This is a genomic window from Neptuniibacter pectenicola, assembly GCF_001597735.1.
GTDB classification, from domain to species: Bacteria; Pseudomonadota; Gammaproteobacteria; order Pseudomonadales; family Balneatricaceae; genus Neptuniibacter; species Neptuniibacter pectenicola.
In genome coordinates this window covers 1-13,191 of sequence record NZ_LUTS01000024.1, presented here as the reverse complement: position 1 = coordinate 13,191, position 13,191 = coordinate 1, and the positions used below count along the sequence as shown (strand labels likewise).

At 46.0% G+C, this 13,191-nt stretch carries 10 protein-coding genes; 9 read left to right on the top strand and 1 reads right to left on the bottom strand.

What is annotated here, in order from left to right; translation table 11 throughout:
- Positions 1 to 136 precede the first annotated feature (136 nt).
- On the bottom strand, positions 137 to 1,414 hold the full coding sequence (gene gltA, locus A3773_RS16525) for a citrate synthase (RefSeq protein ID WP_067988517.1): 1,278 nt from the start codon (positions 1,412 to 1,414) through the stop codon (positions 137 to 139).
- A 431-nt stretch (positions 1,415 to 1,845) separates the two neighbouring features.
- On the opposite strand from gltA, the gene sdhC reads away from it, so the two are divergent.
- From sdhC to sucD, 9 genes are all read left to right on the top strand, one after another.
- A complete protein-coding gene (gene sdhC, locus A3773_RS16520) occupies positions 1,846 to 2,223 on the top strand; it encodes a succinate dehydrogenase, cytochrome b556 subunit (RefSeq protein WP_067866998.1) in 378 nt (125 codons plus the stop codon).
- Positions 2,217 to 2,564 (top strand): succinate dehydrogenase, hydrophobic membrane anchor protein, encoded by a 348-nt coding sequence (gene sdhD / locus A3773_RS16515; RefSeq protein ID WP_067867088.1) that lies wholly within the window; start codon positions 2,217 to 2,219, stop codon positions 2,562 to 2,564. Before sdhC ends, sdhD begins: the two co-directional genes overlap by 7 nt.
- Positions 2,565 to 2,567: 3 nt before the next feature.
- The gene (gene sdhA / locus A3773_RS16510; RefSeq protein WP_067988514.1) at positions 2,568 to 4,340 is read left to right on the top strand and encodes a succinate dehydrogenase flavoprotein subunit; all 1,773 of its coding nucleotides are present in this window, start codon (positions 2,568 to 2,570) and stop codon (positions 4,338 to 4,340) included.
- Positions 4,341 to 4,352: 12 nt separating this feature from the next.
- On the top strand, positions 4,353 to 5,057 hold the full coding sequence (locus A3773_RS16505) for a succinate dehydrogenase iron-sulfur subunit (RefSeq protein WP_067988511.1): 705 nt from the start codon (positions 4,353 to 4,355) through the stop codon (positions 5,055 to 5,057).
- Between the two features lie 246 nt (positions 5,058 to 5,303).
- Positions 5,304 to 8,135, top strand: a complete 2,832-nt coding sequence (locus tag A3773_RS16500) for a 2-oxoglutarate dehydrogenase E1 component (protein ID WP_067988508.1) — start codon at positions 5,304 to 5,306, stop codon at positions 8,133 to 8,135.
- 58 nt (positions 8,136 to 8,193) lie between these two features.
- Complete coding sequence (gene odhB / locus A3773_RS16495; RefSeq protein WP_067988505.1) at positions 8,194 to 9,399, top strand: 2-oxoglutarate dehydrogenase complex dihydrolipoyllysine-residue succinyltransferase; 1,206 nt, start codon at positions 8,194 to 8,196, stop codon at positions 9,397 to 9,399.
- A gap of 41 nt (positions 9,400 to 9,440) precedes the next feature.
- Positions 9,441 to 10,877 carry a dihydrolipoyl dehydrogenase gene (lpdA, locus tag A3773_RS16490; protein ID WP_067988502.1) on the top strand — a complete coding sequence of 479 codons (1,437 nt, stop codon included), beginning with the start codon at positions 9,441 to 9,443 and terminating at the stop codon, positions 10,875 to 10,877.
- Between the two features lie 147 nt (positions 10,878 to 11,024).
- On the top strand, positions 11,025 to 12,191 hold the full coding sequence (gene sucC / locus A3773_RS16485) for an ADP-forming succinate--CoA ligase subunit beta (RefSeq protein ID WP_067988501.1): 1,167 nt from the start codon (positions 11,025 to 11,027) through the stop codon (positions 12,189 to 12,191).
- Complete coding sequence (gene sucD, locus A3773_RS16480) at positions 12,191 to 13,063, top strand: succinate--CoA ligase subunit alpha (RefSeq protein ID WP_067988499.1); 873 nt, start codon at positions 12,191 to 12,193, stop codon at positions 13,061 to 13,063. The genes sucC and sucD overlap by 1 nt, the downstream gene beginning before the upstream one ends.
- The last annotated feature ends 128 nt before the right edge of the window (positions 13,064 to 13,191 follow it).

Below are 13,191 nucleotides of genomic sequence, written 5' to 3'. Positions count from 1 at the left end.
GTACGCTTTCGAGAAGGGGCTGTCAGGGTTTTCATAAAATAAGTCTCCTAGGTGTCAACTTATTTCAGGACGGGTCAGTAGATACAAAAAAGCCGCATATATGCGGCTTTTGTTAAGTGGCTGTGCGCGTTGGGGTTTAGCCCGGGTATTTGCGCTGCACTGGGCCAGTATATAACTGACGTGGGCGACCAATTTTGTTCGGGCTGCTGTGGAACTCGCTCCAGTGGGAGATCCAGCCGATTGTACGAGACAATGCGAAGATAACAGTGAACATGTTGGTTGGGATGCCAATCGCTTTTAAAATGATACCAGAATAGAAGTCTACGTTTGGATACAGTTTACGTTCTACAAAGTATTCATCTTCTAGGGCGATCTGCTCTAGACGTTTTGCGATGCGCAGTAGAGGATCGTTTTCGATACCTAGTTCTGCAAGTACTTCGTCACATGCTTTCTTCATAACTTTGGCGCGAGGGTCGAAGTTACGGTAAACGCGGTGACCGAAGCCCATTAGACGGAACGGATCGTTTGGATCTTTCGCTTTAGCAACAAATTCTTCGATGTTAGATTCATCGCCAATTTCTTCAAGCATTGTTAGTACAGCTTCGTTGGCGCCGCCGTGAGCAGGTCCCCAAAGTGCTGCGATGCCTGATGCGATACATGCGAATGGGTTAGCACCGGATGAGCCAGCAAGACGAACAGTAGACGTCGATGCGTTTTGCTCATGGTCTGCATGCAGTACGAAGATGCGATCCATTGCTTTTTCAAGTACAGGATTGACTTGGTACTCTTCGCAAGGTGTGCCAAACATCATCTGCAGGAAGTTGCCTGCATAGCTCAGATCGTTACGTGGGTACATAAACGGCTGGCCATTTGAGTATTTGAAACACATGGCTGCGATGGTTGGCATTTTTGCGATTAAGCGGTATGCGCAAACTTCACGGTGGTGTTCGTTGTCGATATCAAGAGAATCGTGATAAAACGAGGACAGCGCGCCTACAACGCCGCACATGATCGCCATTGGGTGGGCGTCGCGGCGGAAACCATTATAAAAATGGTTAAGTTGTTCGTGAACCATAGTATGGCTCTTGACCGTTTTAACAAAGGTCTCTTTCTGCTCAGGAGTGGGTAGTTCACCGTTAAGAAGCAGGAAGCACACTTCCATGTAGTCAGATTTTTCTGCTAATTCATCAATTGGGTAGCCGCCGTGCAGAAGCACGCCTTTGCCGCCATCAATAAATGTAATGCTGGAGTCGCACGCTGCGGTAGATACAAAACCAGGATCGTAGGTAAACAAGCCTTTACCGGTCAGTGGACGGACATCAATTACATCAGGACCTAAAGTGCCAGAGTAAACAGGCAATTCAATAGTTCCTTCCATGCCATCGACCGTCAAATGTGCTTTCTTATCAGCCATTAAAAGGCTCCTATCATTATGTTTTAGTTCTATTCTGATTTACTGCTAACCAGATCTAAGAGTCTTGGCCCGATAAATTGGACCCACACAATATAGAGTGTGAAAAAAGTTTGTCAATCCGATCAATCGGGATAATTATCGCAATGCAGCAAATTGTAAGCGTTTTTAACAGGAAACGGGTTGTGACTGAATTATCATTTGGTTGTACGACTTTTTATATGCCTGTTTTTGCTAGACAAAAGGCGAAGGTCGCCGTGTTTGCGTTGTAATATTGAGGTGAAATGCTTATACTCTCGCCCCGAAGTTTGTCTCTACATTGTACTTCTAGTGGAGTTGATATGTAGGTTTAAGCTTGTGGAGCGAGGTACTTATCTTCAACACTTCCGAGCAACCGAGCCCTGCAAAGGGGCCGCAAAGTGTGAACAAGAGCCGTGAATAAGAAAAGACCTGTAAACTTAGATCTTCGAACAATCAAACAGCCGCTTCCGGCGATTACTTCTATTCTGCATCGTGCAACAGGTGTGGCGCTATTTTTTGGTGCCGTATTTGCGATCTATGCATTAGGGTTATCCCTGGAATCCGAAGCTGGCTTCAATGAAGCAGTTGATATGTTTGAAAATGGCTTCATTGCGAAGCTTATTGCGTGGGGAAGCGTATCAGCTCTGCTGTATCACTTCTTCGCGGGCATAAAACACCTGGTAATGGACTTTGGCTACTGTGAAGAATTAGACAGTGGTTTATTGGCAGCAAAAGTGACCTTAGGTCTAGCTGCAGCAGCAGTCCTCATTTCGGGAGTATGGATATGGTAACTAGTATTACTAGCTTTGGTCGTAGCGGCCTTTATGATTGGATGGTACAGCGTGTAACCGCTGTGATCCTAGCGTGCTACACCGTATTTATGATTGGTTATCTGGCGTTTGGCGCTGAATTGACTTACGACATGTGGACGGAGCTTTTTCAGTGTACAGCGATGCGTATCTTTACCCTGCTAACACTGCTGTCCTTTGCTGCACATGTTTGGATTGGTATGTGGTCAGTTTCTACTGATTACATTAAGCCGACCGGTATGCGTTTTGTGTTTCAGTCTGTTACTGGCCTGCTGACGTTTGTATACGTTGCGTGGGGCATCCAGATTTTGTGGGGTATTTAAACTATGTCTAAACTACGTACGCTTACTTTCGACGCAATTGTTGTCGGTGGCGGTGGTGCAGGCATGCGTGCTGCACTTCAGCTTGCACAGGGTGGCTTGAACACTGCCTGTGTAACAAAAGTATTCCCAACGCGTTCTCACACTGTGTCTGCACAGGGTGGTATTACTTGTGCTATCGCAAGTTCTGATCCCAATGATGATTGGCGTTGGCATATGTACGATACCGTTAAAGGTTCCGATTATATCGGTGACCAAGACGCGATCGAGTACATGTGTTCTGTTGGCCCTCAGGCGGTTTTTGAGTTAGACCATATGGGTCTGCCATTCTCACGTACTGAAACGGGTCGTATTTATCAGCGTCCATTCGGTGGTCAATCCAAGAATTTTGGTGAAGGTGGTCAGGCTGCACGTACATGTGCTGCGGCTGACCGTACTGGCCATGCGCTGCTTCATGCTCTTTATCAGGGCAATATGAAAGCAGGCACTACATTCTTGAACGAATGGTATGCGGTTGATCTTGTTAAAAACGATGATGGTGCGGTCGTAGGCTGTATCGCCATCTGTATTGAAACAGGTGAGACAGTTTATATTAAGGCTAAAGCTACCGTCCTTGCGACGGGTGGTGCGGGCCGTATCTTCTCTTCTACTACTAACGCTCTTATCAATACCGGTGACGGTATGGGTATGTCTTTGCGTGCAGGCATTCCTGCGCAGGACATGGAGATGTGGCAGTTCCACCCAACCGGTATAGCGGGCGCAGGCGTGCTAGTAACTGAAGGTTGTCGTGGTGAAGGTGGCTACCTGATCAACAAAGATGGCGAACGTTTCATGGAACGTTATGCGCCAAACGCTAAAGATTTAGCGGGCCGTGATGTTGTTGCGCGCTCCATGATTCTAGAAATTCTAGAAGGTCGTGGGTGTGGCGAAGATGGCGATCATGTTTACCTTAAAATGGATCACTTGGGTGAAGAAGTACTTCATTCTCGTCTTCCTGGTATCTGTGAATTGTCTAAGACCTTTGCGGCGACTGACCCTGTTGTTAAACCGATTCCTGTTGTACCGACATGTCACTATCAAATGGGTGGTATAACAACCAACATTGGTGGTCAGGCAATTGCACCTGATACTGAAGGTAATGATCATATTGTTGATGGTCTTTACGCTTGTGGTGAAGTTGCATGTGTATCTGTACACGGTGCGAACCGTCTGGGTGGTAACTCTCTTCTTGACTTGGTTGTATTTGGTCGCGCTGCAGGTATGCAGATCGAACAGCAAATGCGCGATGGTTATGAAGTTAAGAATGCGACTGAGGCAAATATCGAAGAAGCGATGGCTCGCTTGAATCGCCTGAATAATTCAACAGGTGGTGAGCGTGTTGCTGATGTTCGTAAAGAGCTTCAGAGCACCATGCAGTTGTACTTCGGTGTATTCCGTGACGGCGAAAGCATGCAGAAAGGTCTTGAGTTGCTTAAAGGTATTCGCGAGAAGATTAATAACTTGCATCTTGAAGATAAGAGCCAAGCGTTCAATACAGCACGTATTGAAGCGTTGGAGCTTGAAAACTTGATGGAAGTTGCTGAAGCAACAGCGATCGCTGCTGAAGTTCGTAAAGAGTCTCGTGGTGCACATGCACGTAACGACTTTACTGAACGTGATGACGAGAACTGGTTGTGCCACTCTGTCTTCTTCCCAGGTGAAAAAACCATTGGTAAGCGTGCAGTAAACTTCGCGCCGAAGACAATGGAACCTTTCCCACCTAAGATTCGTACTTACTAAGGAGCTTCTATCATGTTGGTTAGTGTATATCGCTACAACCCTGAGACTGACGATGCTCCTTACATGCAGGATATCCATATCGATATTCCTGGTGGTAAGGACATCATGGTTCTAGATCTTTTACAGTTGTTAAAAGATAAAGACCCATCAATGGCTTATCGCCGTTCATGCCGTGAAGGTGTGTGTGGTTCTGATGGTATGAACATGAACGGCCTTAACGGTCTAGCATGTATCACACCGTTATCTGCCGTTGTTAAAGATGACAAGTTGGTATTGCGTCCCCTACCTGGTCTTCCGGTTATCCGTGACTTGGTTGTTGATATGGGGCAGTTCTACAAAGCATATGAGAAGATCAAGCCTTTCTTGATCAATGATACACCTCCGCCAGCGATCGAGCGCTTACAGTCGCCTGAAGACCGTGCTGAGCTAGATGGTTTGTATGAGTGTATTCTTTGTGCGTGCTGTTCTACTGCTTGCCCATCTTTCTGGTGGAACCCAGATAAGTTCATCGGTCCATCTGGTTTGCTTCAGGCATACCGCTTCTTGGCTGATAGCCGAGATACGGCGACCCGTGAACGTTTGGCTGACTTGGATGACCCGTTCAGCGTATTCCGCTGCCACGGCATCATGAACTGCGTTAACGTTTGCCCTAAAGGACTCAACCCGACTAAGGCGATCGGCAAAATTCGGAACATGTTGTTATCACAAGCGACTTAAGTCTAAAGAAACGGTGCCATTGGGCACCGTTTTTTTTATATAAACAAAAAAATAATAATTTTGTAAAAAAATTACGATATTCGCATAAAGAATTATTAAAGGTTGAGCATAAAAGCTTTACTATAGTATTCCCGAGACAGTAGTTACTGTTTGATCGGGTGAATGAAGGTAACTCAAAGAGGGGCGATATCTCGTCGGATGATCCCGACAGAATCGACAGAGCCTCCAGAGCCAGGGTGATCAAGAATGCAAGAAAGCATCATGGATCTCATGTGGAAGAATGCACATCTATATGGTGGCAATCTTTCCTACGTTGAAGAACTGTACGAAACATACCTTATGGACCCGAACGGGGTTCCTCAGGAGTGGAGAGAAGAATTTGATCGTTTACCTAAGGTGGGCGATAACCTGACGCAGGATGTACCCCATTCCGCTATTAGGGAACATTTTCTTTACTTATCAAAAAACCAGAAGCGCGCAGCGCCTGTTTCAGCGAGTTCAGTAAGTTCTGAACACGAGAAAAAACAGGTACGAGTGTTGCGTATGATTAACGCGTACCGTGTACGTGGTCATCAGATGGCGAATATTGATCCGTTAGGATTGATGCAGCGTGAAGATGTGCCCGACTTGGATCTGCGTTTTCACGAGCTTTCTGAAGCCGATTACGACACAACCTTCCAGCTAGGCTCTCTGTTCTTCGGACCAGAAGAAGCGCCGCTGAAAGATATTGTTGCGGATCTAAAGAAAACTTACTGTTCTACAGTAGGTGCTGAGTATATGCATATTGTAGATACTCAGGAAAAACGATGGCTGCAGTCTCGGATCGAGCCCGTGCGTTCGCATCCAGAAGCCTCTGTTGAAAAGAAAAAAATGATTCTTGAGCGCCTAACCGCAGCTGAAGGTCTAGAAAAGTATTTAGGTTCACGCTATGCCGGGGCTAAGCGCTTCGGTCTTGAAGGCGGTGAATCAATGATCGTAGCCCTAAACACGTTGATTCAGCGTGCAGGTAAGCAGGGCGCGAAAGAGGTTGTTATTGGGATGGCTCACCGTGGTCGTCTTAATACGCTCGTCAATATTTTTGGCAAAAGCCCCTCTGAGCTTTTCGATGAATTTGAAGGTAAGAAAACCTTAGATACATCGGGTGATGTAAAATATCACCAAGGGTTCTCTTCAAACGTCGAAACGGGCGGTGGGGAAGTGCACATTGCGATGGCATTCAACCCGTCCCACTTAGAGATCTCTGCACCTGTAGTCGAAGGATCGGTCCGTGCACGTCAAGACCGTCGTGAAGACAGTGTAGGTAATACCGTTGTACCCGTTAACATCCATGGTGACCAAGCATTCTGTGGTCAAGGTGTTGTTATGGAGACATTCCAGATGTCTCAGACCCGTGCGTATAAAACGGGCGGTACAATTCATATCGTTGTTAACAACCAAGTTGGTTTTACAACGTCTAAGCAAGAAGACTCTCGTTCTACCGAATACTCGACTGATGTAGCGAAAATGATTCAGGCACCTATCTTCCATGTTAATGGTGATGATCCTGAAGCGGTTCGTTTTGTTACTCAGTTGGCGGTTGATTACCGTAATGAATTTAAGAAAGATGTGGTGATCGATCTTTTCTGCTATCGCCGTCGAGGCCATAACGAAGCAGATGAGCCATCAGGCACACAGCCGTTGATGTATGCGCAGATCAAAAAGCAGACACCAACGCGTGAGCTTTATGCGCAACAGCTTATTTCTGAAGGTATTATTACCCAAGAAGAAAGCAAAGAGATGGAAAAAGAGTACCGTAAACTGTTAGAAAACGGTGAGCATACGGTTAAGTCTCTTATCCATGAGCCAAACTCTGAGTTGTTTGTTGACTGGAAACCTTACCTAGGTCATGAATGGTCTTTTGAATGTGACACAAAGGTTGATCTTAAATTATTGCAGGAACTCGGCGATAAGATTTGTGAGATCCCAGAAGGCTTTGTTGTACAGCGTCAAGTTCAGAAGATTATAGATGACCGTAAACGCATGGCGCATGGCGCTATGGAGCTAAACTGGGGCATGGCTGAATCGTTAGCTTATGCGACTATTTTGGCTGAAGGGCATCCAGTGCGTATTACGGGACAAGATGTTGGGCGTGGTACGTTCTCCCATCGACATGCCGTCTTACATGACCAAAAAACAGCAGATACGTTCCTGCCGTTGCAAAACCTTTCTGACGAGCAGCCTTGCTTAACGCTACACGATTCTTTCCTATCGGAAGAGGCGGTGTTGGCATTTGAGTATGGTTACTCAACAACTATGCCGAATGCGCTGGTTATTTGGGAAGCTCAGTTTGGTGACTTTGCTAACGGTGCTCAAGTTGTAATTGACCAGTTCATTACATCGGGCGAGCATAAATGGCAGCGTTTGTGTGGTCTGACAATGCTTCTACCTCATGGTTTTGAAGGTCAAGGCCCTGAGCATTCCTCTGCACGTTTAGAACGCTACCTGCAGCTTTGTGCTGAGCACAATATTCAGGTTTGTACACCGACGACGCCTGCACAGATATTCCATCTATTGCGTCGCCAGGTTATACGTCCTCTACGTAAGCCGCTCGTTATTATGTCGCCGAAGAGTTTGTTACGACATAAACAAGCGACGTCTACGCTTGAAGATCTTTCTGAAGGTACTTTCTTACCCGTTATCGGTGAGACTGATCAGCTTGATCCGAAGAACGTTAAGCGTTTAGTGCTTTGTGGCGGTAAGGTTTATTACGACCTATATAACCGTCGTGCAGAGCTTGAGAAAGATGATGTGGCTATTGTTCGGATTGAACAGCTGTATCCTTTCCCAGAAGAGGCGTTAAAAGAAGCGTTGGCTCCGTATAAACATCTTGAAACCGCTGTTTGGTGTCAAGAAGAGCCTATGAACCAAGGTGCATGGTACTCAATGCAGCATCATATGCGCCACGTTCTAAATATGCATGATAGTAAATTGCACCTGGAAGGCGTTGCCCGTCCAGCGTCTGCGGCCCCAGCAGTTGGATATATCTCTGTCCATGCTGAGCAGCAGGAAGCATTAGTAAATGAAGCTCTTAACGGTTGATCAGGCGATTAACCATAATTTTTAATCGCCTGACGGTGATAACGATAAAGGAAAAAATATGTCCATCGAAATCAAAGCGCCGACGTTCCCTGAATCAGTAGCAGACGGCACCATTGCAACTTGGCATAAACAACCTGGCGAAGCGTGTTCTGCAGATGACCTGATTGTAGATATCGAGACAGATAAAGTAGTTTTAGAAGTAGTTGCTCCAGAAGATGGTGTAATTTCTGAGATCCTTAAAGGTGAAGGTGGCACAGTTCTTAGTGATGAAGTGATCGCTCATTTCACACCGGGTGCTGCCGGTGCTGCGGCACCTGCTGCGGCTGAAGCAGCAGCGTCTGCTGGTGATGCAGACAAAGTAGGTCCTGCTGCGCGTAAATTGATAGAAGAAAATGGTTTGGATGCTTCCGCGATCCCTGGTTCAGGGAAAAATGGCGGCATTACTAAAGAAGACGTTCAAAACTTTATGAAGCATGGTGCACCTGCGCCAGCTCCAGCGGCGGCACCTGCAGCTGCAGCACCCGCGCCAGCAGCACCTAGTGTGAATGTTGTTGCCGGTGAACGTGTAGAAAAACGTGTTCCTATGACGCGTTTACGTGCAACGATTGCGAAGCGTCTTGTAGAAGCTCAGCAAAGCGCAGCGATGTTAACGACTTACAACGAAGTTAACATGAAGCCTGTGATGGAGCTTCGTAAGCAATATAAAGACCTGTTCGAGAAAACGCATAACGGTACGCGTTTAGGCTTCATGTCTTTCTTTGTAAAAGCGGCGACTGAAGCACTTAAGAAATTCCCAGCGGTTAATGCCTCTATTGATGGCAACGATATGGTTTATCACGGATACCAAGATATTGGTGTTGCTGTATCAACTGAACGTGGCCTAATGGTGCCTGTTCTTCGCGATACTGATGCGATGAGCTTGGCTGATGTAGAAGGGACTATTGCTGATTTTGGTAAGCGTGGCCGCGAAGGTAAGCTAGGCATGGATGATATGCAAGGCGGTACATTCACTATTACTAATGGTGGTGTATTCGGTTCCTTGATGTCTACACCTATCTTGAACCCACCACAGACTGCTATTTTGGGTATGCACAAAATTCAAGAACGCCCAATGGCTGTGAATGGTCAAGTAGAAATCTTACCAATGATGTACCTAGCTCTGTCATACGATCACCGTATGATTGATGGTAAGGAAGCTGTACAATTCCTAGTGACTATTAAAGATCTCCTGGAAGATCCTGCACGTATGCTCCTGGAAGTCTAAAGTCAGTCCTTAACAAGAATAGAGTGAAGATAGGATAAAACATGTCTGATAAATTTGACGTTATTGTCATCGGTGCAGGTCCTGGCGGTTACGTAGCTGCTATTCGTGCAGCTCAGCTAGGTCTGAAAACTGCATGTGTTGAAAAATGGGTAGATGATAAAGGTGCTACAGTTTTAGGTGGAACATGCCTAAACGTTGGTTGTATCCCTTCAAAAGCTTTACTAGAGTCTACGCACCAGTTCCATAATGCTCAGCATGCTGATGTTCATGGGATTATGACTAGCGATGTAACCATGGATGTTAAGAAAATGGTTGCGCGTAAAGACACCATCGTTAAAAACTTAACCGGTGGTATTGCCGGTTTGTTTAAAGCAAATGGTGTTACCTTGCTTCAAGGTATGGGCAAGCTTCACGGCAACAAACAAGTTGAAGTGACTGCGGCCGATGGTTCGACTGCAACTTATGCTGCTGAAAATGTAATTTTGGCATCGGGTTCTGTTCCAGTTGAAATTCCGCCAGCTCCGCTTACGGAAGGTTTGATTCTTGACAACGAAGGCGCTTTAAATATCGATGAAACACCTAAGCGTTTAGGTGTGATAGGTGCCGGTGTTATCGGTCTTGAAATGGGCTCTGTTTGGGCGCGTTTAGGTACTGAAGTTACAGTGCTTGAAGCTATGGATGATTTCCTAGCGCTTACCGATACAGATGTTGCTAAAGAAGCGGCTAAGCTTTTCAAGAAACAGAATCTTGATATTAAGCTAGGTGCTCGTTGTACGGGCACTGAAATCATTGACGGTAAAGAAGTGAAGGTTAAATTCACTGATGCCGAAGGTGATAAAGAGATTATCGTAGATAAGCTAATTGTTGCTGTTGGTCGTAAACCACAGACTAAAGGTCTATTGGCTGACGACTCTGGTGTTAGCTTGGATGAGCGTGGCTTCATCTTTGTTAATGAACAGTGTGCAACGGGTGTACCTGGTGTTTATGCCATTGGTGACTCTGTGCGTGGGCCTATGTTGGCACACAAAGCATCAGAAGAAGGCATCATGGTTGCCGACATCATTGCGGGCCACCATGCTCAGCTTAATTATGATGTTATCCCTAACATTATCTACACACACCCAGAGTTGGCGTGGGTAGGTAAAACCGAACAGGAACTTAAAGCCGAAGGCGTTAAAGTTAAAGTGGGTAAATTCCCATTTGCTGCGTCAGGCCGTGCAATGGCAGCTAATGAAACGGAAGGTTTCGTTAAAATTATTGCATGTGAAGAGACTGATCGTATTTTGGGCGTTCATATGGTTGGCGCGATTGCGTCCGAACTGATCGGCCAAGCGGCAATTGCTATGGAGTTCTGCTCTAGTGCAGAGGATCTGCAGTTGACTGTATTTGCTCACCCAACCGTGAGTGAAGCCATTCATGAAGCAGCATTAGCAGTTGATGGTCACGCCATTCACATGGCGAACCGCAAAAAACGCTAATTATTTAGTGTTTTGACTCGGCTAGCTGCAACGGCGCAGCTAGCTGTTTAGCAATACTTGTTGTTGAACCCAACAGGGCTGTTACGAAAGCGTGTTTAGACTTTCGATACAGAAAAATCATATAGTGACAACACAACGGATTAGAGCATGAATCTTCATGAGTACCAGGGTAAACAACTGTTTGCCGAATATGGTCTGCCGGTATCCAAAGGGTACGCTGTAGATACTCCAGAAGCAGCTGCAGAAGCTGCTGAAAAAATTGGCGGTGACAAGTGGGTTGTTAAAACTCAAGTGCACGCAGGTGGCCGTGGTAAGGCTGGTGGTGTTAAGTTAGTCGATTCTCCTGCTGAAGCAGCAGAATTCGCAGCTCATTGGTTAGGTAAAAATCTTGTTACCTACCAGACTGACGCTAATGGACAGCCTGTAGCTAAAATTTTGGTTGAAGACTGTACTGATATTGCGAATGAGCTTTATCTTGGTGCGGTTGTTGACCGTTCTTCTCGCCGTATCATTTTCATGGCATCCACTGAAGGTGGTGTTGAAATTGAGAAAGTGGCTGAAGAAACGCCAGAAAAAATTCTGAAAGCTGAAATCGATCCTTTGACTGGCGCTCAGCCATATCAGGGCCGTGAGCTTGCGTTTAAATTGGGCCTTAAAGGCGACCAGATTAAACAGTTTGTTCACATCTTTCTTGGCTTAGCTAAAATGTTCAAAGAGAAAGATCTTGCACTACTAGAGATCAACCCTCTTGTTATCACTGATGCGGGTAACCTGCACTGCCTAGACGCTAAAGTAGCGATTGATGGCAATGCTGTATACCGTCATAAAGATCTACAGGCGATGCATGACCCATCTCAAGAAGATGAGCGTGAAGCACATGCTGCTGAGTGGGATCTTAACTACGTTGCTCTAGATGGCACAATCGGTTGCATGGTTAACGGTGCAGGCCTAGCGATGGGCACAATGGATATCGTTGCATTGCACGGTGGTTTCCCAGCTAACTTCCTTGATGTTGGCGGCGGTGCAACTAAAGAGCGTGTTACTGAAGCGTTCAAATTGATCTTAGCTGACGACAAAGTTAAAACCGTATTAGTAAACATCTTCGGTGGTATTGTTCGCTGTGATTTGATTGCTGAAGGTATTATCGGTGCAGTTAAAGAAGTTGGCGTAAACGTACCTGTTGTTGTACGTCTAGAAGGTAACAATGCTGAGCTAGGTTCTAAGCTATTGGCTGAATCTGGTCTTGATATCATCGCAGCTACAAGTTTGACTGACGCAGCGCAGCAGGCAGTAAACGCAGCGGAGGGTAAATAATGTCCGTTTTGATTAATAAAGACACCAAGGTAATCTGTCAGGGTTTCACCGGTGGTCAGGGTACCTTCCATTCCGAGCAAGCAATTGCATACGGTACTAAAATGGTGGGTGGTGTTACACCAGGTAAAGGTGGTACTACACACCTAGGTTTGCCTGTGTTTAATACTGTTGCTGAAGCGGTTGAAGTAACAGGTGCTGAAGCGTCTGTTATTTATGTTCCCGCTCCGTTTTGTAAGGACTCGATCCTTGAAGCTGCTAACAGTGGCATCAAACTGATCGTATGTATCACTGAGCACATTCCGGTTATGGATATGCTTGAGTGTAAAGTTAAATGTGATGAGTTGGGCGTTCGCCTAATCGGTCCTAACTGCCCAGGTGTTATTACACCGGGTGAATGTAAAATTGGTATTATGCCAGGTCACATTCACTTGCCAGGTAAAGTAGGTATCGTGTCTCGTTCAGGCACATTAACTTACGAAGCGGTTAAGCAGACTACAGATGCAGGTTTCGGTCAGTCTACTTGTGTAGGTATTGGTGGTGACCCAATCCCAGGCTCTAACTTCATCGATATTTTGGAAATGTTCCAGAATGATCCACAGACTGAAGCGATTGTAATGATCGGTGAGATCGGTGGTACTGCTGAAGAAGAAGCGGCTGCTTACATTAAAGCAAACGTAACTAAGCCTGTTGTTTCCTACATTGCGGGTGTAACTGCACCTGCTGGTAAGCGTATGGGGCATGCGGGTGCAATTATCTCTGGCGGTAAAGGTACTGCTGATGAGAAATTTGCTGCACTTGAAGATGCTGGCGTTAAAACAGTACGTTCTTTAGCGCAGATCGGGGATGCTCTTAAAGAGCTAACTGGCTGGTAAGCTATTGAGTACGAAGAAAAGGGCAGCCTAGGCTGCCTTTTTTTGTTTTTGTGACCCGTCCTGAAATAAGTTGACACCTAGGAGACTTATTTTATGAAAACCCTGACAGCCCCTTCTCGAAAGCGTAC

Excerpts from the sequence above, each read along its gene's own strand:
- A3773_RS16500 (WP_067988508.1), top strand. The coding sequence starts at position 5,304 with ATGCAAGAAAGCATCATGGATCTCATGTGGAAGAATGCACATCTATAT.
- sdhD (WP_067867088.1), top strand. The coding sequence starts at position 2,217 with ATGGTAACTAGTATTACTAGCTTTGGTCGTAGCGGCCTTTATGATTGG.
- A3773_RS16505 (WP_067988511.1), top strand. The coding sequence starts at position 4,353 with ATGTTGGTTAGTGTATATCGCTACAACCCTGAGACTGACGATGCTCCT.
- odhB (WP_067988505.1), top strand. The coding sequence starts at position 8,194 with ATGTCCATCGAAATCAAAGCGCCGACGTTCCCTGAATCAGTAGCAGAC.
- gltA (WP_067988517.1), bottom strand. The coding sequence starts at position 1,414 with ATGGCTGATAAGAAAGCACATTTGACGGTCGATGGCATGGAAGGAACT.
- sucD (WP_067988499.1), top strand. The coding sequence starts at position 12,191 with ATGTCCGTTTTGATTAATAAAGACACCAAGGTAATCTGTCAGGGTTTC.
- sucC (WP_067988501.1), top strand. The coding sequence starts at position 11,025 with ATGAATCTTCATGAGTACCAGGGTAAACAACTGTTTGCCGAATATGGT.
- sdhA (WP_067988514.1), top strand. The coding sequence starts at position 2,568 with ATGTCTAAACTACGTACGCTTACTTTCGACGCAATTGTTGTCGGTGGC.
- lpdA (WP_067988502.1), top strand. The coding sequence starts at position 9,441 with ATGTCTGATAAATTTGACGTTATTGTCATCGGTGCAGGTCCTGGCGGT.